The sequence below is a fragment of the Corynebacterium sp. HMSC073H12 genome, from assembly GCF_001837775.1.
Taxonomy (GTDB): domain Bacteria; phylum Actinomycetota; class Actinomycetes; order Mycobacteriales; family Mycobacteriaceae; genus Corynebacterium; species Corynebacterium amycolatum.
The window spans coordinates 102037-124747 of the sequence record NZ_KV834024.1 but is presented as its reverse complement, the minus strand read 5'-3'; the positions used below and the strand labels follow the sequence as shown (position 1 = coordinate 124747).

Here is a 22711-nt window from a genome sequence, read left to right as displayed (position 1 = left end):
CACATCAGCCAACCAGACAACAACCGCCCAAGAACCTAACTCCCAGGCAGCGACCCTGTCGCGCTGACCCCGAATACATTACACACACCCCCACCAAAGACACAAAACCCCAGTACAAATGCAGATTTACGCGAGAAACTTCTGAGGTTCGATTTTAGGCGTTACAGCAGCGGTGCATGCTCCTAATCGCGTCTCTGAAACTTCCTTAGCATTCTTACTGTTTTTGCAGGTCATCTAAGGGAAGCGCCCGTGTTTTATCCTACTGCTGAATCCGGACCTACCGACTCCGGAGTTCCCAATCGAAAAAGGAGACATCATGGCTCGACTCTCAGTGGACTGCTCCGACGATGAATTCCACAGGCTAATTCAAGTATTGGAGAAGCTCACCAATCTACCTAGTTCAATCACGGATCAAGATATCGCCAGGAGTGAACAATACGAGCAGAATCTCGATAACGAAGACAAAGCGGAACCAGAGGAAAAGTCCTTGACCGCGTTTACAAACAACCCCGAAATGGATTTTTTGCAGCTAAAGAGGTAACAAAGGGATACTAGCCCGACATCCGTACGACTGCCCGCCGAACTTAAGGATCTCCTCAACAACGTTGCGTCCGATTGCACGCAGCGCCGCCCTGATATGCGCGAACCAAGCCAGTCTGACGTAATTCTTGGTGCGCTGAACTATTTCCGCAGACAATATGATCAGACCAAGAAGTCGGACAACGATGACGAATTGGAACGACTGCTGGCATACATTGGGTTTTCTAGGGCCGGCTAGGTTCTTGACAGACCCCAGACTGACACCTATACCCGCCTTAAAACAACCAAAGCTCCGGGCCGAGCGAGAGTCAATGATTCTGAAACCATCATTCTCCTAGCTTGCCCGGAGCCTTAGCCCAGCTACCTAAAAAGAATCAAGCTGCATAAACACCAATTGATCTAGAGGCCAACAACGCACCTGTACGGACACCAACCAGCGCCTACACGAACTTCACACCAGCGAAGTTCTTCTTACCGCGACGCAGCACAATCCACTTGCCATGCAGCAGGTCCTCGGCAGCCGGCTCCCATGCTTCGTCCTCGATGCGCTGGTTATTGGCGTACGCGCCACCTTCCTTAATGGTGCGGCGTGCTTCGCCCTTCGACTTGGCAAGACCTGCAGCGACGAGAAGGTCGACAACAGTACGCGGCTCTCCCTCGGCAATCTCCGCAACCTCGGTTTCGGAGACGGCGCCCGCCAGGGTGTCCTCGTCCAGCTCGGCCAGCTCAGCACGGCCAAACAGCGCCTGCGCTGCTAGCTCCACAGCCTTGGTGGCCTCTTCGCCGTGAACCAAGTTGGTCATCTCCTGCGCCAGACGTCGCTGCGCTTCACGCTTGAACGGACGCTCCGCAACAGCGACCTCGTACTCCGCAATCTCCTCCTGAGTCAGGAAGGTGAACCAACGCAGGTAGTCGATAACAACCGAGTCACCGGCATTGAGGAAGTACTGGTACCAGGAGTACGGCGAGGTCTTCTCAGCATCCAGCCACAACTTGCCACCACCGGTGGACTTACCGAACTTCTGCCCCTGCGCATCGGTCACCAGCGGCACGGTCAGGCCGTGCACCTTGGCGCCGTCGATACGCCTGTTCAAGTCGACACCAGAGACGATGTTGCCCCACTGATCGCCACCGCCAATCTGCAGCACGCAATCGTAGTTACGGCGCAGCTGCACGTAGTCGTTGGACTGCAGCAGCATGTAGGAAAACTCGGTGTAGGAGATGCCGTCGGACTCGAGGCGACGCTTCACAGTGTCGCGGTCGAGCATGGTGTTGAGGGAGAAGTTCTTGCCGACATCACGAAGGAAGTCAATGACGGACATGTTCATAGTCCAGTCCGCATTATTGACCATCGTCGCCGGGGCCTCGCCCTCAAAGTCGATGAAACGACGCAGCTGCCCCTTGATAGCCTCCAGGTTGTGCTCGATGGCTTCCTGGCTGAGCATCGAGCGCTCACCGACATCGCGCGGATCGCCAATGAAGCCCGTAGCACCGCCTGCCAGTGCAATTGGGTGGTGACCGGCCAGCTGGAAACGACGCAACATAATCATCGGAACCAGGTGGCCCGCGTGCAGCGAATCGCCCGTTGGATCAAAACCGCAATACAGAGTAATGGGGTTTTCGCACGCCTCGCGCAGCGCGTCAACATCGGTGGACTGATTAATCAGGCCACGCCACTGTAGTTCGTCGATAATGTTCTGTTCAGTCACGCTCTCCATCGTAACGTTTCGCTTGCCGACGTTCACCGCGAGGGTGACCTAGAACTCCTCAACCGCCTTCTTGTGGCGTCGATAGGCCGAGACGGAATTGTCCGGAAGCCACAGCCGCCACGGCCTATTCGCAGCTCGCCGAACACCCACGCGCGGGCCTGCGTGGATGTCGCTAACTAAATCGGCGGTCTCCGGCTGCGCCACAAACACGCGTGACGACGGATCCAGCGCATCTGCCCCATAGTCGCTTAAGTCAAGGCCAAGCGCCTGACCAACATTGCCCGGACCACGTCCGAGACCCGCAACCGCGGGCTTTTCACCACGGCGACGACGCACCGCATCCATGCCCTGCTCAATGCGAACGGAACGGACTAATACTCCCCCGCCCGTGCCGTCCGTAGCGCTGGTGATGTTGGCACAAAAGTGGATGCCATAGGAGCGGTAGATATACCAATGCCCCGCCGGGCCAAACATGGCGCGATTGCGTTCGGTTGGCCCCATAAAGCAGTGCGCGGCCGGGTCGGGATAGCGCTGGTCAGCTGGACCTCCGTAGGCTTCAACCTCGGTGATGGTAGCGGTGACATCCTCAGCGGGGATGACAATCACGCAGCCGAGCAGCGTCCGCGCAGCATCAATGGGAGCTCCCGATAGCGCAGAGCGGTCGAGGGCGCTGTAGCCGTCGGGAAGCGGGAAAGGCAATTACTGGTCCCAGGCGATAGCTTCGTCGGAAAGCATGACCGGAATGCCTTCGTCGATGCGGTAGGCGATCTTCAGGCGAGGATTGACCAGCACCTGCTCGTCTTCGAGGTATTCAAGCGGCCCCTTGTCACGCGGGCAAGCGAGGATATCAAGGAGTTTCGGATCAAGGCTCATAGTCCACTACCTTACCGAACTGAATTGCCAGGGTGTCACGCTGACCTTCCAAAGCAATCAGGTTGTCCTGGCCGATGGCATCCTGAATCTTCTGCACCGCGGAATGCAGCAGCTCGATGGACTCCCGAGCCGGATTCTCGGCCTTGTGACGCAGACGCTCCGGGACTGCGAGGTAGGAGTTGACCGTCTGCGGCAAGTACTCCTGGATAATGCCGCCGATGACTACCTTCTGCTCGGGATAATCTTTGAGGTACTTCCACTCGCTCAGGACAGATTCCAACGTCGCACCCAGGTCATTTGCGGCATTGCCAAGATTGTCGCCAGGCTGGGCATCGAAAAGCCTGCCCAAAGTCCGGTGGAGTTTCCTACGCAGCTCAGCTGGATTGAGCGGGCGACGCTGTGGGACCTCAGGCTTCGGCGCCGAGCTAACGGACTTCTGAGCCTCTTTGCTCTGCCTCGGTAACAGTGCAACCGAGGCTCCCCACGCGGCAATCGCAACAACCGGCCACAGGAAACCAAGCCCCACGGTCAGGTGCAGCAGCACTACTGAGATGGCAAGGATAAGTCCGACGATATTGGCGGGGCTGTTGAGAAAGCCACCGCCGGAAGATTTGTCGGAGGAAGTGCCGGAGGAATTACTGGTAGCCACGAATCTCCTTGAACACATCAGCCAGCTCAGCCTCACGGGATTCAAAAACCTTACCACCAGTCAGGTTCGCAAGCTCCTGCATTTCTCCCGGATCCGCCTCGCCATAACGGATGACGAATACCGGCGGCAGATTCCCGCCCTTGGACTGGTAGAAATCGCGGAATTCCGCAAAGCTCTTGCCCGACGTCACCTGACCATCGGTCAGAACCACGATGGACGGGATGGAGTTCTTATCCGAGCTGCCGAGAAGGTCGAAGGCCTGGATCAGGGCGTCGTAAAGCGCCGTCTCGCCCTCTGCGTACAGACCATCGACGGCGGCGGTGAGCTGAGCGCGCGATTCCGGACCGTCGATTGTCGTGGTCCTGGGCTCGCCGACGGACGTACTGAACGGCAGAATCGTCGCGATCTCCCGGTTTCGCAACCCCACACTTCCCGTCTCGGTGCGCGCGCTGCCGTCGACGATGGCGCGCATCGTCGCCTGCAAGTCCGCGATGCGGTCACCGAACATTGAGCCGGAGGTGTCGAGAACGAAGACCGACTCTCCGGGCACGCGCAAGTCATTGTCGTATACCTCAATGAGGCGGTCCGTGACTGTGCGATCGCCCGGGAACGGCAGCTCGATAATCACGTTGTTGGTCATGCTTTCCGGCAGGTTGGCTTCATCGGAGACCGGACGCAGGAAGTGGTCGGCGAGAACCTGTGAGTTTGCCTCCAGCCACTGTCCGAGTGCTTCCGTCTGCCGCGCGGCAAGGTCGTTAGCAGGCTGAGATAGTGGCGTCAGCGGGTAATCCGCACTGATGACACCGTCGCTCGGCACAACAACTTCCAGGTCAGCACCCTCTTTATTCATCTGCTGCAATACAGCTTCATAGTTGATGAGAGCGTCGACGGAGTCCGGCTCGCCCAGGAATTTATCGCGCAGCCACCCCGACGAACCCGAAGTCATCTTCTGCCCTTCGAAGAACTTCTGCAGTTCAGGCGTGGTGCGGTTGATATCCCCCGTAGTCAGCGCCAATCCGGTGTCGGCGAACGCGGTCGCAACCGACACCACACCGGAAAAGCCCGAGTTCGATTCCGTGGGGTTGGTCATGCCGTAGGTCAATTTGCCTGACGACGCAGCCTCCGCGATCTCACCCCACGTCGGCTGCTTGGTATCCCAACCGAGTTCCCGCGCCTTGGACGAATGGATGCCAAATGCTACCGGTGAAGTGGCGACTTTCTTGGCTTCACCGAGCTTGTCAGCCCCGCCGAGAAGATCAACGTACCGGTTGGTAGCAAACCAGGTGGCATCAAATTGGTTGTCGAAGTCACCGTCGACAAGAGCGTGGCTGTTCTTCACAGTGCCGTCGAGAAGCTCGAGGTTAATAGTAAAGCCGAGGTCGTCGGAAGCCTTTTGCATCAACGGCTGTAGCTCTGCAAGCTCCGTGGCCCCGGCGATGCGCATAGTCGAGCCCTTGAGGTCCGAATCGACATTGACCTTGTTCGTCTTCTCATCGTCGGAGCCCAGCGACAGGTTCAAGCCACCGTCGGAGCAGGCCGCGACAGTGAAGATGCCGAACACGCCAATGAGGGCGAGAAGTACTTTTCGGAAGGTGGTTGGTGCCTTGTCCATAAACATTCTGCTTTACCCCTCTTCCGTTTCCGGCCTCGGCGGGCCCTGGTATCCGCGGGAGACACCCTCAATGAGCTGCTCGAGGATATCGAAACTCGGTGGGTCAATGGAGTCCACAAAATCGGTGGAGACCTCCTGCCCCGTCTTCAATTGTGTCTGGAACTCCTCCATCGCCTCAGGCTGGCTGGATCGGTAGCCGTGCTTAGCTGCCAGCTTCTGAAGCTCAGGGTCTTCTGCGAGAAGCCTTGCGACCACAGCACCGTTGTCGTTAAAGCCCAATGCCACGTGAGTGCTCAGAATCGTCGGCGATGGATATGCCAGGCGCATTTCCGGCTTCAATCGACTGTTCTGGGCACCATCCTCCCCCAGGAATTGCGACTCGTAGACCATCACCATTGGCTTCGAACCGACGCCCTGCGAGAGGTAGTCCGAGAATGGCCCAGCCGACGAGGATTCCGTGTACCCCTGTCCAGTGAACAGCGGCGTGAGCTCCGGCAAGACCGCATTGACCTGCCCATTGTCGGACACAATCCGGCCTTCATTGGTAATCCAAGACATGAGCGACAAGTACATCGCGGCCGAGTTTGACGAACGGATGTCAGTCGTGGACATCTGCACCGTGCGTGGCGACGGGTAGTCATTCTCCGCGAAGTCACGCCAGCGGACATTGTCGTGCTGCATCGTGGCCAGTGCTGCCATATCTACCTGCCACGTAGTGCCCTGTTTCCGGGCTACATTTTCCCGTTCCAGCGCCTGCAAGATGTTGTCGAAAGTAGCGATTGCCATCGGGGTGTAGAAGATGTCGTACCGCTCAGCACCGCTCATCTTCTCAGCAATCTTCTCCGCTGCAGGGGCCGATGATGGAAACGCCATGTCGAAGGAATCCAGATTCACATCCGTGGCCATCCGACGCGAACCCGCCGTCTTTACTTCCACCACATAGCCGTGGGAGGCAAGAGCCTTTTGGACCTCTTCGTCTTCGAAGAAGGGCTTCTTCTCAGAGCCAACAATCGCCTTGACGACGGTCTTTTCACCACCGAAGAAATCACGGCTTCCTCCGGAGCTGCCACCAGAAAAACCTGGAACGCTACCGCCACGACCGACATAGACTGCAACAGCCGCGATGACAATCAAAATGACTGCAAGAATTGCCCCCGGGCCCATACGCCCTTTCTTGCTACCACTTTGATTTTTATTTTTATCTCGTGAGCTGTGATTTCCACCGCTCGACCGCGTACTTTCCGCCATGAAATTATGGTAAGAGACCCGGTCAAACCTGGCAACAGATATAGAAATAGTCAGTAATCTGCGTCACTTCGGGCGTACCCTGGCATTACGGGTTTGCTGGCGGCGTCGGACCGATCCGAGTTACTGACTGCGTTTATGTCAAAAATGGCCCGAAAAATGGCCTGAAAGTGTCATAAACTCGCACAGTTTCACGTAAAAAAATCGGCGTGCGATCGATTGACCGCACACCGATTAATTGGCCGCGCTAGCTGAGCTAGCCGCTTTACCAGCTTTAGCCGCGAACCGGCTTTTCAGCCCACTGCTTTAGCTCAGTGTTCTTCTCGTCGACACGAGCGAGCTGCTCTGCAACACGCACTCCCGCGGTACCACCACGGGTGTCGCGGGAAGCGACAGCGCCGTCGATAGTAAGCACTTCGCGGACCTTCGGAGTCAGTGCCGGGTGGACACCGGCGAGGTCCTCGTCGGAAAGCTCGTCCAGACCGATACCGCCCTTGGACTCTGCGATGCGGACACACTGGCCGGACGCCTCGTGAGCATCGCGGAACGGTACACCTTCGCGGACCAGCCATTCAGCCAGGTCAGTGGCCAGGGTGTAGCCTGCCGGAGCGAGCTCGCGCAGACGATCCTCGTGGAAGGTCAGCGTTGCCACCAGACCAGTCAGCGCCGGCAGCAGTAGGGTTAGCTGTTCAACCGAGTCCACCAGAGGCTCCTTGTCCTCCTGGAGGTCACGGTTGTAAGCCAGCGGCTGAGCCTTCAGCGTGGCCATGAGCCCTGCGAGATTACCAATCAGACGACCGGTCTTACCGCGAGTCAGCTCTGCCACGTCCGGGTTCTTCTTCTGCGGCATGATGGACGAACCAGTCGACCAGGCATCAGCCAGAGTGACGTAGCCGTACTCAGGGGTGGCCCAGTAGATGATTTCCTCAGCCAGACGAGACATGTCCACGGCAATCTGGGCGAAGACGAAAGCCGCCTCAGAGGCGAAATCACGCGAAGAGGTGCCGTCAATGGAGTTGTCCGTGGCAGAGTCGAAGCCGAGCTCCTCGGCGATGGCCTCCGGATCCAAGTGCAGCGAGGATCCTGCCAGCGCGCCAGAGCCGTACGGGGATACAGCCAAACGACGGTCGAGATCGCGGATGCGGTCCAGATCGCGCAGCAGCGGATGCGCATGTGCCAGCAACTGGTGCGCCAGCAGCACTGGCTGCGCTGCCTGAGAGTGAGTCTTGCCCGGCATGATGGCATCCGGGTGTGCCTTGGACTGAGCCACCAGCGCGTCAACCAAGTCAGTGACATCCAGTGCAACGCCGCGCACAGCATCGCGCAACCACATGCGGAACAGGGTTGCCACCTGGTCATTGCGGGAACGACCAGCGCGCAGGCGACCACCGACCTCCGGGCCGACGCGATCAATCAGACCGCGCTCCATAGCCCCGTGGACGTCCTCATCCGTCGGCTCTGGACCAAACTCGCCGGAGGCAACGTCGCGACCGAGCTGATCAAGGCCTTCGATCATGGTCTCAAAGTCGGCATCGCTGAGCAGTCCGCGAGCATGCAGCACTCGGGCGTGGGCCTTGGACGCAAGAACGTCGTAAGGCGCGAGCACCCAGTCAAAATGGGTGGACTTGCTCAATGCGGCCATCGCCTCGGACGGGCCACCGGCAAAGCGGCCGCCCCACAGGGAGCCTTCGTTGGTACCGTGCTTTTCGACCATCGTCTTTTCCAATAGGCCTTTCGCTCTAGTCGCTCTGGAGAATCTTTACAGGTTGAAGTCGCGCTTTGCGGCCATCTTCGAGGACAGGCCGTGCAGCTCGACAAAACCGCGAGCCAGGGTCTGGTCGAAGGAGTCGCCCTCGTCGTAGGTAGCCAGGTTGAAGTCGTACAGCGAAGTGTTCGAGCGGCGACCGTTGACGTTGCAGTGACCTGCGTGCATGACCATGCGGATGTCACCGGAAACGCCCTTCTGGGACTCCTCAATGAAGGCATCCAGCGCTCGCTTCAGTGGCGAGAACCACAGGCCGTCGTAGACCAGGTTTGCCCACTCGCCCTCGACCTGGCGCTTGTAACGGGCCAGCTCACGCTCAACGGTGACATCCTCGAGTGCTGCGTGTGCAGCCATGATGGCAATTGCGCCTGGAGCCTCGTAGATCTCGCGGGACTTAATGCCGACCAGGCGGTCTTCAACCATGTCCAGACGGCCAATGCCCTGAGCACCAGCGCGGCGGTTCATCTCTTCGATGGCCTCGAGCACGGAAACCTTCTTGCCGTCGATGGCAGTCGGCTTACCGTCCTCGAAGGAGATGATGACCTCGTCCGGGGAGCTGAAGTTCAGGGTCGGGTCCTCGGTGTACGCGTAGACATCCTTGGTCGGTGCGTTCCACAGGTCCTCCAAGTAGCCGGTCTCAATGGCGCGACCGAAGAGGTTCTGGTCAATGGAGAACGGGGACGACTTGGACTGCTCAATTGGCAGACCCTTTTCCTCAGCGAAGGCAATTGCCTTGTCGCGGGTCCAAGCGAAGTCACGAGCCGGAGCAATAATCTTCAGATCCGGGGCGGTGTTGGCGAAACCAACCTCGAAACGGACCTGGTCATTGCCCTTACCGGTGCAGCCGTGTGCGACGTGAGTGCCACCGAACTCCTCTGCAGCCTTCGCCATGTGCTTAACAATCAGCGGGCGCGACAGTGCAGAAACCAGCGGGTACTGCTTCATGTAGAGACCATTTGCCTTAATGGTCGGCAGGCAGTACTCCTCGGCGAATTCATCCTTAGCGTCGACAACGACAGCTTCGACAGCGCCGGCGTCCAGAGCGCGCTGACGCACGGACTCCATGTCCTCGCCGCCCTGTCCGACATCGATAGAAACTGCGACGACCTCGCCGTCGGTCATTTCCTTGAGGTACGGAATAGCAACGGTGGTATCGAGGCCACCAGAGTAAGCAAGAATAACCCGGTTGGTCATAGGGTAAGCGCTCCTTTAATCGGTGCTTTAAAGCATTTCGTGGAATAGTTTACTGGTTCGTTCCGGCGGCTAGACGCTGGGCTAGGTCTGCGCCGGAAAGTGGTTCTCTAGCCAGGCACATTACGGTGTCATCTCCCGCAATTGTGCCAACGATTTCTTTGAGTCCCGCACGGTCAATCACACTGGCTAGATACTGTGCGGCTCCCGGTGGTGTACGCACAACCGCGATGGTGCCCGAATGATCAATGGAGACCAGCAGCTCGTCTAAAACGCGCCGCATCCTGGCCACTGCCCCGCTGGAGACAGCGAGTGCATCTTCGACGATGGAATAACGCGAACCGTTGGCTCCATCGCGAATCTTTCGGGCGCCCAGCTCATCGAGGTCTCTGGACAACGTCGCCTGCGCAATCTCAATGCCTTCGTCGGCAAGCAGCTCGACGAGCTGAACCTGACTGGACACGTGATGCTGCGCCAACAGGTCAGCGATGCGCGTCTGCCGAGCTGTGCGAGAACCTGGTTGTGCTGCGGTCATGACCTTACTGCCTCTCCACCAGCCAGGTCAGCAACGCCTTCTGAGCGTGCATGCGGTTTTCCGCCTCGTCGAAGACTACCGACTGCGGGCCATCGATGACCTCGGCAGTAACTTCGTTGCCGCGGTATGCCGGCAGGCAGTGCAGGAAGATGGCATCCTCTTTTGCCTTCGCCATCAGCTCAGCGTTGACCTGGTACGGCAGAAACGGAGTGCGACGATCCAGGCCGTCGTTCTCCTGCCCCATGCTGACCCAGGTATCGGTGATGACAACGTCGGCACCGGCAATGGCCTCATCGACGTCTGCGGTCACGGCCACGGCCGCACCGGTCTGCTCCGCGACCTTCTTGGCGCGGTCGACGTAGACCTGCTCCGGCTGGAAGTTCTCCGGTGCACAGATGGTGACGTCCAGCCCTGCGGTGGCGAAGCCTACTAGGTAGGAGTTGGCCATGTTGTTGGCACCATCGCCGAAGTAGACAGCCTTCTTGCCACGCAGTCCCGCCTGGCCTTCTTCCGGGCACTTGTGCTCGATGATGGTCTGCAGGTCAGCGAGAATCTGGCACGGGTGGAACTCGTCGGAAAGCGCGTTGACAATCGGCACCGTCGCTGTCTCAGACATGGCCTCCAGCCCTGACTGTGCGTAGGTACGCCAGACGATTGCTGAGACAAAGCGGCTGAGCACGGCAGCGGTGTCCTGGTAGGTCTCACCCTTGCCCATCTGCGAGTTCCCGGTTTCGACAACAATTGCGTTGCCACCCAGAGCCGCAATACCGGCGTCGAAGGAGAAACGGGTACGAGTCGATGTCTTGTCGAACAGCACCGCAACCGACTGCGGCCCCTCAAACGGCCGGCGGGAGTACGGCGCTGCCTTCAGCTCTGCAGCCAACTGCAGCACCTCAGCCTGCTCCTGTGGAGTCAGGTCATCATCGGCGAGAAAATGACGGAGCATCAGTTCCTAATTCCTTCCATTGTTGGCGACAGCCTCGGCGGCGTCGTTCAGGCAGGCATCAATCAACTCGACGGCGCGGTTGATTTCCTCATCACTGAGGTTCAGCGGCGGCACAATTCGCAGCACATTCGCCTGCGGCGCGTTCAGAATGACACCGCGCTCATAACCGGCGTTAACTGCTTCCTTCGCCAGGTTCTCGCACAGCACCAGCCCTAGCATGAAGCCGCGGCCGCGCACGTGATCAACATGGTTTAACGACGCAAGCTTGCGAGCCAGGACCTTGCCCTTCTCGGTGACTCGATCGAGCAGCTTTTCTTCTTCCAGCGTCTCGATGACGGCCAGGCCGGCAGCGGCACAGACCGGGTTGCCACCAAAAGTGGTGCCGTGCGCACCGGGAGTGAACAGTTCCGCTGCGCGACCGTTGGCGATGACAGCACCCAGCGGCAGGCCGCCGCCGAGGCCCTTGGCCAGGGTCATGACATCCGGGACGATGCCGTCGTGCTGGTGGGCAAACCACTGTCCGGTACGGCCAATGCCGGTCTGCACTTCGTCGACGATCATGAGGACGTCGAAGCGCTTGGTCAGTTCGCGGACGTCGGCGAGGTATCCCTCTGGCGGTGCGACCACGCCGGTCTCACCCTGAATTGGTTCCAGGATTACCGCGGCGACCCCCAGTGGATCAGACTCAATGGTCTTGGTGAGGAAGTCGATGTCACCGTAGGGCACGAACTCGACTCCACCGGGCATCGGCTCAAACGGCGTGCGCTTGTCCGGCTGACCGGTCATGGCAAGTGCGCCCATGGTGCGGCCGTGGAAACCGTGGTGGGTAGCGATAATGCGGTTTCGACCCGTCAAACGCGCCAGCTTGAATGCAGCCTCATTGGCCTCGGTACCGGAGTTGCAGAACATAACCCGGGTGGAATCAGTGTCCCAACCAGTGAGCTCAATGAGCTTCTCGCCCAGTGCCAGTGGCGGCTCAGAGGCGAAGATGTTGGACACGTGCCCCATCGTGGAAATCTGCTTGGACACGGCTTCCACGATCGCCGGATGCGCGTGACCCAACGCGTTGACTGCAATACCGGCGAGCAGGTCCAGGTATTCCTTGCCCTCGGAATCCGTGACAATAGCGCCCTTACCCTGCACAAGCTCAATGCGCGGCGTGCCGTAATTGTTCATCATCGTGTGTTGCCACTGCTGCTTGAAGTCGCTCATGTCGTCTTTCGACCTGCCTAACGTGTGTGTAGGTAAATTCTTGTCCGTCTTTTCTGCCTTATCCTGGCTCTACCATTGTGCCGATACCGCCGGAAGTCATCAGCTCCAGCAGCACCGAGTGTGGCTGGCGGCCATCGATAACGTGAGCCGCAGGCACTCCCCGATCCACTGCGTTCAGGCAGGACTCCATCTTCGGAATCATGCCCGAGTCCAGCGTCGGAAGGATTTCTCGCAGGTGCGAAGTGGAAATCTTGGACACCAGCGAATCGCGGTTCGGCCAATCCGTGTAGAGACCCTCGACATTAGTCAGAATCACCAGACGGTTCGCGTTAATTGCCGATGCCAGTGCACCTGCTGCCGTGTCGGCGTTGATGTTGTAGACCTCTTTGCCGTCAGCGGACGGCGCAATCGTGGAGACCACCGGAATACGGCCGGCATCGATCAGGTCCAATAGCGTTTCCGAGTGCACCTCGGTGATATTGCCAACCAGCCCGATATCGGTCTCCTTGCCGCCGACGTTTACCGTGCGTCGAGCACCGGTGAACAAACCGCCGTCCTCACCAGAGGTACCTACCGCATACGGTCCGTAGGCGTTGATGAGGTTCACCAGTTCGCGGCCGACCTGCCCGAAGAGAACCATGCGGACAATTTCCATGACCTCCGGAGTCGTGACACGGAAACCGCCTCGGAACTCTCCCTCCAGCCCCAGGCGCTTGAGCATCGACGAAATCTGGGGGCCACCGCCATGGACAACCACCGGCTTCACACCCACGGTACGCAGGAAAACCATGTCCTGCGCGAAGGCCTTCTTCAGTTTCAGGTCGGTCATCGCGTTACCGCCGTACTTGACCACCACAATCTTGTCACGGTGGTGCTGCAGCCACGGCAGGGCTTCCGCCAGCACATGTGCCCGCTGTTCGAAGGACAGCCCTTCGGTCAACTGGTGAACCATTGCAGAGTCTCCTCAAAACCTTCTACGACGAATATGCCGAGTTGATGTGAACGTAGTCGTGGGAAAGGTCCGTCGTACGAATCGTGGCCTCTTCCGGATTACCAGTACCGAGGTCAACCTCAACGGCGATGTCCTTGCCGGACAGATCCACTTCGCGAGCATCAGGCGTGCCACCGGTATCGCGACAGACCACGTGACCGTTGAAGGAAACCGTGATGTGCTCCGGATCCATATCCACCGGCGCGGTGCCGACAGCCGCCAACACACGACCCCAGTTCGGGTCCGAACCGAACATCGCACACTTGAAGAGGTTGTCGCGGCCGATAATGCGAGCAGCTACCAGGGCATCTTCAGCGCCACCGGTGCCACGCACGGTCACGGACACACGTTTGGTCACGCCTTCGGCGTCCGACTGCATCTGGCGTGCGATGGAATCACACACGCTGAGCACTGCCTGGTCGAGCTCCTCCTGCGAGGGCTTCACGCCAGAAGCACCGTTGGCCAGAATGATGACGGTGTCATTGGTGGACGTGGAGCCGTCAATATCTAGGCGGTTAAACGTAACCTCGCTCGCCTTGGCAATAGCCTCGTGCGCCATTTCTGCGCTTACCGACGCATCCGTCGTAATCACACCGAGCATCGTGGCCATCGACGGGCTAATCATGCCAACACCCTTGCCCATAGCACCGACAGTGAATCCGTCACCATGCGCAACGGCCTGCTTTGCCACCAAGTCAGTGGTCAAGATGGCCTCTGCTGCAGCCGTGCCTGCGGCGGCATCGCCGCCGAGTTTCTCAATCAGCTTCGGCACACCTGCCAGCACAATGTCCATCGGCAACCGGTCACCAATCAAGCCGGTGGAACAGGCACCAATCTCGGTAACGTCGACGCCGAGCCCATCTGCGACCTTTTGGCAGACTTCGAGGGCGTCGGCAATACCCGGCTGACCATTGCAGGCGTTGGCATTGCCGGAGTTCAGCACCACTGCCGACAGCTTGCCGTCAGCGATGTGCTTCTTGGATACCGTCACCGGCGCAGCCTGGACACGGTTGGTGGTAAAGACAGCCGCCGCGGTCTTCTCCGGCCCCTGGTTTACGATGAGCGCCATGTCCGGGTTTCCGCTGACCTTGATGCCTGCGATGACACCGCTGGCCACGAACCCCTGAGGTGCACATACGCCGCCTTCGTCACCAGCGACGTTGACGAGACCTTCTTTTTCTTCCTTCATCATGGGGCAACTCCTACCAGTGGAAGTCCTGCAGTTTCATTCTGTCCAGTAACCAAATTCATGCACTGAACTGCGGCACCACCGGTGCCCTTTGTCAGATTGTCAATCGCCGAGGTCAGCACCAGGCGCTTGGCGCGTTCATCTACCTCGACCTGAATCTGAACCAAGTTAGAGCCAATGACCGACTGTGTCTGCGGCTGCAGCCCTTCGGCCAACACCTGCACAAACGGCTCATCCTTGTAGAACTCGAGGTAGGCTTCCCGTGCGGCTGCCTCCGTAACCCCGTCAACAAGCGGAGCGGTAATAGTGGTGAGAATGCCGCGCGACGTCGGGGCGAGCACGGGCGTGAAGCTGACGGTGAGATCCTCTGCGTACGGCTTGAGGTTCTGCAGGAACTCTGCGGTGTGGCGGTGCTTGCCCGCAGTGTTGTAGGCGCGGAGATTGCCCATAACCTCGGACCCGAGCAGGGGCACAGCCGCCTTCTTGCCCGCACCGGAGGTACCGGTGATGGAAACAACGGACAGGTCCGGCTTAACCAGTTTCTTTGCAACTGCCGGCAGCGCCGTAATTGTACCCCCAGTGGGGAAACAACCCGGCACAGCAATGCGCTTCGAAGCAGCCACTACTTCCCTGTTGCCCGGCAGCTCTGGAATACCGTAAGTCCAGGTACCGGCGTGCTCCGAGCCGTAGTAGTGCTCCCACTCAGCGGCATTCTGCAGGCGGAAATCCGCGCCGCAGTCAATAATCACCGTGTCATCCCCCAACTGCTCTGCAATCGCAGCCGAATGACCGTGGGGCAGACCGAGGAACACCACGTCATGTCCAGCGAGTGTGTCACCATTAGTCGGCTCAATACGACGGTCAGCCAAAGGTGCCACATGAGGCATAATGTCGCCCACACGAGCACCCGCATTGGATGCTCCCGTCAGTGCGCCGATGGTTAGTTCGCCGGAAAGATACGCCGGGTGCGACAACAGGAGGCGGAGGATCTCTCCTCCTGCGTAACCGGTCGCACCGGCAATGGCAACGGAAATACTCATGTCAAACATTCAACACTTTTATTCACTGCGTTGCAAGATATTCATAGAATTCGTTGTCAAAGTGCTGGAATTCTACCAATGTGACGTGAGTGAATTATGAATATAACGCCGTCGTCGGTACAGACACTTCGTTCAACCAGCACGCCGGACTACTCAACGCCGGACTACGCAACGCCGGACTACTCAACTACGACGCTTGACTCCTGGCGCATCACACCATCTGCCCACTGCGCCACCGATGACGTCGTAGTGTAGAGATAGTAACCCGACTCCTCCGGTGTCACACTGCCATCAAAAGCCACCGCACCCGAGAACACCGCGGCCAGCTGGCCGTCGATAAAGAGCGGTCCGCCCGAATCGCCCACCTGCAACGCCGCGGGCCGCTCCATGTGCGCCAACACGGAGTCTTCCCGCACGCACTGTTGATACTTCACCGGGCACATCGAAGCAAACACGGTCGCCATCGGCAGCGCACCATCCGCAACATCGCCGAGCAGCGATCGCCCATAGACCGTGCCCGCCGTTTCTTGCTCCGAAAACGCTTGACGACGTTCCATTGCGGGATACTCCGGAAGAGCTGCGTCGTCCGCAAGGTGAACAAGCGCTATGTCACCGGTGGGCGAAATTTCCCAGCGATCAATCGGTACACGCCGGGCATCCGGGCCGAAACCGACCTCGACTTCCCCAACCTGCTGCGGGACATCACGCACGCAGTGAGCTGCGGTCATTACCCACTGTGGGGCGATTGCAGTTCCCGTGCAAAAGTTTCCGGTATGGGGACTGGTCCGGACCATGACCGACACCACGGAGTCCGCCGCCACACTAGGCGCAGCAGCCTCCCCGCCAACCAGCGCAGCCGCACTCGGCGCGCCGGTGAGCAATAGACCTGCTGTAACAGCAGCTGCGGCCACAGTCGCCGCAGGCTTCGCACTGCTCACAGCGCGCACTCCGACGCGCTGCTCTCGTGCCTCTGCGCTATTCAGCCTGTTGTCGCGGTGCCGCACGATGCCAATCATGGGTATCTCTCCCTGGGGCCTCCCCTTTTAGCCGCGCAGCTGAGCGCCGTGACGGGTAGTGGCCAGCTCAATGGCCGCCTCTCGAGCTGCGGAAGCTTCCTCTTCCTTCAGCGTACGGTCCGGTGCGCGGAAACGCAGGGAGTACGCCAGTGAGCGAACGCCTTCGCCCATCTGCTCGGAACGGTAAACATCGAAGACACGGATGGATTCGAGGAGCTCACCGGCACCTTCCACCAGAGTCTTCTCCACCTCTGCGGCAGAGACCTCATCGCTGACAACAAGCGCGACGTCCTGGTGGACAGCCGGGAACGGGCTGAGTACCGGCGCCGGCAGGTGCTCCGTCACTGGCAGTGCATCGAGATTGATCTCCATAGCGCAGGTGCGCTCCGGCAGACCAGCATCCTTGCACACCTTCGGGTGCAGCTCACCGGCGTGGCCGACGACGTGACCGTCGACAAGCAGCTCAGCGCAGCGGCCCGGGTGCCACGGCAGCACCTCAGAGTTACGAATCTCCAGCTCGACGTTGGCGGCGCGGGCAACAATGCGCGCGGCTTCGATGGCATCGGCGACGGTGTACGCGGCCTCATCACCCCACGGGCTATCCAGGCGGATACGCCCACAAGCGACAGTGGCGACGTGCAGTGGCTGCTCCGGCAGCGAGTCCAAAAGCTCAGCGCGCTCGGTCTCGCTCGGCAAGTCGGCAGTCGACGGCATCGGCGAGACACCGTTACCGCGTTCGATGGATACCTGCTCCACACCGTAGAGCGACAGGTCGACCTGGCCGCGAGCAACATTGCGCTTCAGCGACTCCAGCATGGACGGCAGCAGAGTCGTGCCCAGCTGAGCGTGGTCGGACTCCAACGGGTTGATGACCTTGACGGTGTTACGACGCGGGTCATCAGCGTCCAGGCCCCAGACGTCGAATACATCGTTGGCAATGAACGGTGTCGGCAGAATCTCCAGGTAGCCATTGTGAGCCAGCGCGTGACCGACGAAGCGACGGCGCAGCTGGCGCTCGGTCAGACCGCGGCCGGCCGGAGCGATTGGAAGGATAACCGGAATGTCTTCCAGACCCTCCAGTCGCAGGATTTCCTCAACCAGGTCAGCGGACATGGTCAGGTCCGAGCGCCAGGTTGGCGGAGTGACAGCCAGGCGGTCACCGTTGTCAACGACCTCGCAACCGACCTCGCGCAGGCGACCAATGACGGTTTCACGCGGGTAATCAACGCCCGCAACTTCGCTGGCGCGGTTGACGGCAAAGTCAATAGTCGGCATGGTGGCAACCTCGCCGAGCAGGGTGCGACCAGTGTCGATAGTGCCGCCGGCGATGTCAGCGAGCAGCTGGCAGGCCAAGTCCAGAGCCGGCTCGACAAGAGCGGTGTCCACGCCGCGCTCGAAACGTCGTGACGCCTCGGAGCTCAGCTTGTGGCGGCGACCACTGCGGAAGACGTGCAGCGGCGACCAGTTGGCGGCCTCGAAGACCACATCGGTAGTGTCGTCGGCAATCTCGGAGGTAAGTCCGCCCATGATGCCGGCCAGCGACTGAATACCGTTGTCGTCGCAGATGACGACGTCCGCCGGGTCGAGCTTGCGGTCCACGTGGTCGAGAGTCGTCAGAGTCTCGCCGGCCTTAGCGTTGCGGATGTGCAGGCCACCAGCAATCTTGGAGCCATCGAAGGCGTGCATCGGCTGACCGAGCAGCAGCATCACGTAGTTGGTGACGTCCGTGGCCACGTTGACCGGACGCTGACCAGCCAGCAGCAGGCGGCGGCGCATCCACCATGGGGTCTCGGCGTTCGGATTGATGCCGGTGACACGGCGCAGACCAAAGCGGCGGGTGTCGGTGTCCTCGTCGATGGTGACATCCAGAATCTCACCTTCGACCGGTAGCTCCTTGACCTTGGCTGGATCGGCGAAGTCGAGGTTGAATGCGGAGCAGATCTCGCGGCCAAGACCGCGGGCCGACAGCGCATAACCGCGGTCCGGAGTGATGTTGACCTCGAACTTCTCGTCATCGAGACCGATGAACTCCTTGGCGCACGACCCCAGCTCAGCCGGGGCCGACGGGAGCGTGAGAATACCGGCGGAGGAATCGGTCATGCCCAGCTCAGCCTCGGAGCAGAGCATGCCGTTGGAAACCTTGCCGTAGGTCTTCCGTGCGGAAATCTCGAAACCGCCCGGCAGCACGCAGCCCGGCAGTGCGACGACGACAATCGAGCCCTCTTCGAAGTTGCGGGCACCACAGATAATCTCCTGCAGTTCGCCGGTGCCATTGGCATCGCCGACGTTGACCTGACAGAAGCGAATTGGCTTCTTGAAGCCCTCGAGCTCCTCAATGTGGTCGACACGACCAAAAACCAGCGGACCTTCGATCTTCTCCAGCGGCTCGTGTCCCTCGGTTTCAAAACCAACGCGGACAAAGCCCTCATCCAGCTCGTCCGGGGTGACGGACCAGTCCGGGTTGATGGTGTTCTCTGGGCCGCGAACGATTTCAGTGACCCACGACTGTGGAATGAACATGTAAGTAAAACTCCTATCTGTAGGTCAGTGAATTAGCCGCGGATACCGAACGGCTGCGTGAAGCGAACATCGCCTTCGACCATGTCGCGCATGTCGGTCAGACCGTTGCGGAACTGCAGGGTGCGCTCCAGGCCCATGCCGAACGCGAAGCCCGAGTACACCTCCGGGTCAATACCGGAGGCCCGCAGCACGTTCGGGTTCACCATGCCGCAGCCGCCCCACTCGATCCAGCCAGCGCCACCTTTCTTATTCGGGAACCAGACGTCAACCTCAGCGGACGGCTCCGTGAACGGGAAGTAGTTAGTGCGCATGCGGGTTTTGGTCTCCGGACCGAACAGGGCCTTAGCCATGTGATCCAACGTTCCGCGCAGGTGGCCCATGGTCAGACCCTTGTCCACAGCAAGCCCCTCGACCTGGTGGAAGACGGGGGTGTGGGTGGCATCGAGCTCATCGGTACGGAAGGTACGCCCCGGGCAGATAACGTAAATTGGCAGGTCACGCGACTGCAGAGTACGAACCTGAACCGGAGAGGTGTGCGTACGCAGCACCTGCTTGGATCCTTCCGGCGCAATGTGGAAAGTATCCTGCAGGGTACGAGCCGGGTGATCCGGCAGGAAGTTCAGCGCGTCAAAGTTGAAGTACTCGGCTTCGACCTCCGGCCCCTCGGCAACTTCCCAGCCCATGCCCACGAAGATGTCACCAATCTGCTCGGACAGGATGGTAATTGGGTGCATACCACCACGCTGGCCTCGCGTGGTGTCCACCGACACGTCGATACGCTCAGCGACCAGACGGCGCGCGTTTTCCTCTTCCTCCAGCACTGCAAGACGCTCTGCATAGTGCTTCTCGACGGCTCCGCGAACAACATTCACGCGACGACCAGCATCCTTGCGCTCAGCCTTCGGAATGGAGCCCAACGCGCGGCGAGCCTGCGGAATGTAACCTTCATCCCCCAAGTGCTCACGACGGGCGGCAGAAAGCTCATCCAGGTTGCCGGCAGTGTCAAAGGCATCCGTGGCCTTCTGCGCAGCCGTCTGGAGGGCGTCCTCGGAAAGATCGATAGGATTTGGCGAATCGCTCACGTGTCAACCACTTCTATATAGGACTATCAGTTCTTGTGATGGAACAATCATAGTCGAGGATAACTGCACACGTGCACGCACCTCACCATCGAGGTTTCCTAGTCACCCCGAACTGTCTCCCACAGGCACATAGCCGCTGCGGTGGCGAGGTTCAACGACTCCGCCTCGCCCTTAATCGGGATGGCCACACTCGCCCCCGCCGAGGCCGTAATCTCCTCCGACAGGCCATGTGCCTCGTTACCGAAAAGCCAGGCGACGGGACCGTCGGGAAGCGCATCAACACCGAGCGTGAGAGCGCCATCCATCGCCGTAGCGAGGGTGGTAAAGCCCGCTTCCCTGACTCTCTCCACAACGACATCGATATCGCGCTCGCGTGCGACGGGTGTATGGAAAACAGACCCTGCAGAGGAACGCACGGCCTTCGAGTTCAAAGGGTCAACCGAATCGCCAGCAAGGATCACCGCACCAGCACCGAGGGCATCAGTCATGCGCACAATCGTGCCAACATTGCCCGGGTCATTGCACTCCACCGGAATCACCAGACAACCGGACTGCTTTCCAACCTCAATGGCCTCCTCCAGCGAAGTGGACACCGCACCTGTGTCGCAGACGGCGAAAAGCCCGGTAGTGGTGACGGTTTCGGTTAATGAGCGGGCGGCGGAGTCGTCGATAAGCGAAACAGACTTGCGCTGCGTCCCAGATTCGAGATACCCCGTGAGTAGCTCACAGAACTGCTCGGCGGCGGCTGCCGTGACGAAGATTTCCACGACAGCCTCTGCGCGGATAGCCGCATCGACGGAATTGAAGCCCTCGACGAGGAAGCGCCCGGCCTTCTTCCGCTTGGCCGCACGGTGGAGCTGAATAGCCGCCGAGACGCGCGGAGTGCGAGGAGTAAACGGCTCGTCGTTGAAGTACAGCGCAGAGTTCATAGTGATTAATCCTAGTGATGCGGCTCGGGATTCATAACTGCCAGTGCGGATACGAAAAACCACCGTCGAGGCTATTCGTTAACCCAATCGACGGTGGTTTTTCAAAGATGTTGGCAAGACCGCACTGCCAGTCGCAGGCGCTTGCCGACGCTACGTACGAGTTACCTCGTAGCTGCTTTACTTAGCAGCAGGAGCGTTGACGTCCTCCGGCAGAGCGTCCTTAGCGACCTTGACCAGAGCAGCGAATGCCTGCGGGTCGTTGACAGCCATCTCAGCCAGGTTCTTACGGTCAACCTCAACGCCAGCCAGGTTCAGGCCCTGGACGAAGCGGTTGTAGGTGATGTCGTTAGCGCGAGCAGCAGCGTTGATGCGCTGAATCCACAGACGACGGAACTGACCCTTACGGTGGCGGCGATCGCGGAACTCGTAAGTCTTGGAGTGGAGCATCTGCTCCTTGGCCTTGCGGTACAGGCGAGAGCGCTGACCACGGTAGCCCTTTGCGGAATCGAGAACTTCGCGACGCTTCTTCTTAGCGTTAACAGACCGCTTCACACGTGCCACGGTGATACTTCCTTTTCGTTGTCTTTAAGAACTAGTGAAATTAAGAGGGCGATTGCCCTGGGACGAGACTTGAAAAATTAAGCCTTGCCCAGCAGACGCTTGACGCGCTTGACGTCCGACTTAGCAACGTCCGTAGTGCCCTTCAGGCGACGGGTACGAGTGGACGGCTTGCCCTCCAGGAGGTGGCGGCGGTTAGCCTGCTCGCGGCGCAGCTTGCCGGAACCGGTAACCTTGATGCGCTTTGCGGTGCCCTTGTGGGTCTTCTGCTTCATGTTAAAACTCTCCCCTACCGATCTTTGACGCTCGTGGCGCAAAAATCTCGTTTACAACCATTTCTGGTCAGGTCGGTTACTTCTTACCCTTATTCCGAACCGGCCCCAGGACCATAGTCATGTTGCGACCGTCCTGCTTCGGGCGAGACTCGACGGTGCCGTACTCTTCGACATCGGCGGCCAGACGCTCCAACAGGCGGAATCCCAGTTCTGGACGAGACTGTTCACGGCCACGGAACATAATCGTGACCTTGACCTTCGAACCCTTCTCCAAGAAACGAACAACGTTGTTCTTCTTGGTTTCGTAGTCGTGGTCATCAATCTTCGGACGGAACTTCTGCTCCTTGACCACAGTCTGCTGCTGGTTCTTTCGAGCCTCGCGTGCCTTCTGGGCTTGTTCGTACTTGAACTTGCCGTAGTCCATAATCTTGGCGACCGGCGGCTTTGCTCGCGGAGCAACCTCAACCAGGTCAAGGTCTGCTTCGTAAGCGAGCTTGAGTGCGTCACCGGTGCGGACAACGCCCACCTGCTCACCATTCGGTCCTACAAGGCGGACTTCCGGTACTCGAATATCCTCGTTAATACGAGCTTCAGCGCTGATGTGGCCTCCTAGGTTGAACCTGAACAATCTTCGTTTCAAACCGCGATAGCAAGCGGGAAAGGAAGAAAAGCCACGCGTCTACAGCGGATTACTACACACTGTATAAGGACGCCTTCCAATCGTGCGATGTGACATCACCGATTAGGGTGGACCCCGGCGCTACCGTAATTCTTTGGCGCACCTAGGGTGGGACTTAAATCCTCTTCGCTGCCGAATGCAACTAAATGCTCCCC

22 protein-coding genes are annotated in these 22711 nt (G+C 59.3%); 1 reads left to right on the top strand and 21 read right to left on the bottom strand.

Annotation, left to right across the window (positions count from 1 at the left end):
• The first annotated feature begins 316 nt into the window (after positions 1 to 316).
• Complete coding sequence (locus HMPREF2708_RS02140) at positions 317 to 541, top strand: hypothetical protein (RefSeq protein ID WP_070831727.1); 225 nt, start codon at positions 317 to 319, stop codon at positions 539 to 541.
• Between the two features lie 439 nt (positions 542 to 980).
• Here HMPREF2708_RS02140 and tyrS read toward each other — a convergent pair whose 3' ends face one another.
• The 21 genes from tyrS to infC form a co-directional block, all read right to left on the bottom strand.
• A complete protein-coding gene (tyrS, locus tag HMPREF2708_RS02135) occupies positions 981 to 2258 on the bottom strand; it encodes a tyrosine--tRNA ligase (RefSeq protein WP_070831754.1) in 1278 nt (425 codons plus the stop codon).
• A 39-nt stretch (positions 2259 to 2297) separates the two neighbouring features.
• Positions 2298 to 2948 carry a DNA-3-methyladenine glycosylase gene (locus tag HMPREF2708_RS02130; protein WP_070831724.1) on the bottom strand — a complete coding sequence of 217 codons (651 nt, stop codon included), beginning with the start codon at positions 2946 to 2948 and terminating at the stop codon, positions 2298 to 2300.
• Entirely contained in the window at positions 2949 to 3122 is a 174-nt protein-coding gene (locus tag HMPREF2708_RS02125; RefSeq protein ID WP_070831721.1) for a Trm112 family protein, read from the bottom strand.
• Positions 3112 to 3771, bottom strand: a complete 660-nt coding sequence (locus tag HMPREF2708_RS02120) for a hypothetical protein (RefSeq protein ID WP_070831718.1) — start codon at positions 3769 to 3771, stop codon at positions 3112 to 3114. The genes HMPREF2708_RS02125 and HMPREF2708_RS02120 overlap by 11 nt, the downstream gene beginning before the upstream one ends.
• The gene (locus HMPREF2708_RS02115) at positions 3758 to 5389 is read right to left on the bottom strand and encodes a VWA domain-containing protein (RefSeq protein ID WP_070831714.1); all 1632 of its coding nucleotides are present in this window, start codon (positions 5387 to 5389) and stop codon (positions 3758 to 3760) included. The genes HMPREF2708_RS02120 and HMPREF2708_RS02115 overlap by 14 nt, the downstream gene beginning before the upstream one ends.
• A gap of 6 nt (positions 5390 to 5395) precedes the next feature.
• Positions 5396 to 6547 carry a hypothetical protein gene (locus HMPREF2708_RS02110; RefSeq protein WP_070831711.1) on the bottom strand — a complete coding sequence of 384 codons (1152 nt, stop codon included), beginning with the start codon at positions 6545 to 6547 and terminating at the stop codon, positions 5396 to 5398.
• Positions 6548 to 6902: 355 nt separating this feature from the next.
• A complete protein-coding gene (argH, locus tag HMPREF2708_RS02105; protein ID WP_070831708.1) occupies positions 6903 to 8342 on the bottom strand; it encodes an argininosuccinate lyase in 1440 nt (479 codons plus the stop codon).
• 45 nt (positions 8343 to 8387) lie between these two features.
• On the bottom strand, positions 8388 to 9587 hold the full coding sequence (locus tag HMPREF2708_RS02100) for an argininosuccinate synthase (RefSeq protein ID WP_005511734.1): 1200 nt from the start codon (positions 9585 to 9587) through the stop codon (positions 8388 to 8390).
• Positions 9588 to 9636: 49 nt separating this feature from the next.
• Positions 9637 to 10119, bottom strand: a complete 483-nt coding sequence (locus HMPREF2708_RS02095) for an arginine repressor (RefSeq protein ID WP_005511719.1) — start codon at positions 10117 to 10119, stop codon at positions 9637 to 9639.
• A 4-nt stretch (positions 10120 to 10123) separates the two neighbouring features.
• Entirely contained in the window at positions 10124 to 11065 is a 942-nt protein-coding gene (gene argF, locus HMPREF2708_RS02090) for an ornithine carbamoyltransferase (RefSeq protein ID WP_070831705.1), read from the bottom strand.
• Positions 11066 to 11071: 6 nt separating this feature from the next.
• On the bottom strand, positions 11072 to 12277 hold the full coding sequence (locus HMPREF2708_RS02085; RefSeq protein WP_070831702.1) for an acetylornithine transaminase: 1206 nt from the start codon (positions 12275 to 12277) through the stop codon (positions 11072 to 11074).
• A gap of 58 nt (positions 12278 to 12335) precedes the next feature.
• Entirely contained in the window at positions 12336 to 13229 is an 894-nt protein-coding gene (gene argB, locus HMPREF2708_RS02080; RefSeq protein ID WP_070831699.1) for an acetylglutamate kinase, read from the bottom strand.
• A gap of 22 nt (positions 13230 to 13251) precedes the next feature.
• Entirely contained in the window at positions 13252 to 14460 is a 1209-nt protein-coding gene (argJ, locus tag HMPREF2708_RS02075; RefSeq protein WP_070831696.1) for a bifunctional glutamate N-acetyltransferase/amino-acid acetyltransferase ArgJ, read from the bottom strand.
• Complete coding sequence (argC, locus tag HMPREF2708_RS02070) at positions 14457 to 15497, bottom strand: N-acetyl-gamma-glutamyl-phosphate reductase (protein ID WP_210400299.1); 1041 nt, start codon at positions 15495 to 15497, stop codon at positions 14457 to 14459. Before argC ends, argJ begins: the two co-directional genes overlap by 4 nt.
• A gap of 179 nt (positions 15498 to 15676) precedes the next feature.
• Complete coding sequence (locus HMPREF2708_RS02065) at positions 15677 to 16513, bottom strand: trypsin-like serine protease (protein WP_070831689.1); 837 nt, start codon at positions 16511 to 16513, stop codon at positions 15677 to 15679.
• A 27-nt stretch (positions 16514 to 16540) separates the two neighbouring features.
• Positions 16541 to 19033: a phenylalanine--tRNA ligase subunit beta gene (gene pheT, locus HMPREF2708_RS02060; protein ID WP_070831685.1), complete on the bottom strand. Its 2493-nt coding sequence runs from the start codon at positions 19031 to 19033 to the stop codon at positions 16541 to 16543.
• Between the two features lie 32 nt (positions 19034 to 19065).
• Positions 19066 to 20115 (bottom strand): phenylalanine--tRNA ligase subunit alpha, encoded by a 1050-nt coding sequence (gene pheS, locus HMPREF2708_RS02055; protein WP_070831682.1) that lies wholly within the window; start codon positions 20113 to 20115, stop codon positions 19066 to 19068.
• Between the two features lie 98 nt (positions 20116 to 20213).
• Complete coding sequence (locus tag HMPREF2708_RS02050; protein WP_070831679.1) at positions 20214 to 21044, bottom strand: TrmH family RNA methyltransferase; 831 nt, start codon at positions 21042 to 21044, stop codon at positions 20214 to 20216.
• Positions 21045 to 21221: 177 nt separating this feature from the next.
• Positions 21222 to 21605, bottom strand: coding sequence for a 50S ribosomal protein L20 (gene rplT / locus HMPREF2708_RS02045; protein WP_016422904.1), 384 nt, complete (start codon positions 21603 to 21605; stop codon positions 21222 to 21224).
• A 77-nt stretch (positions 21606 to 21682) separates the two neighbouring features.
• Complete coding sequence (gene rpmI, locus HMPREF2708_RS02040; RefSeq protein WP_005511726.1) at positions 21683 to 21877, bottom strand: 50S ribosomal protein L35; 195 nt, start codon at positions 21875 to 21877, stop codon at positions 21683 to 21685.
• A gap of 76 nt (positions 21878 to 21953) precedes the next feature.
• Positions 21954 to 22505 (bottom strand): translation initiation factor IF-3, encoded by a 552-nt coding sequence (gene infC, locus HMPREF2708_RS02035; protein WP_005511730.1) that lies wholly within the window; start codon positions 22503 to 22505, stop codon positions 21954 to 21956.
• Positions 22506 to 22711 lie beyond the last annotated feature (206 nt).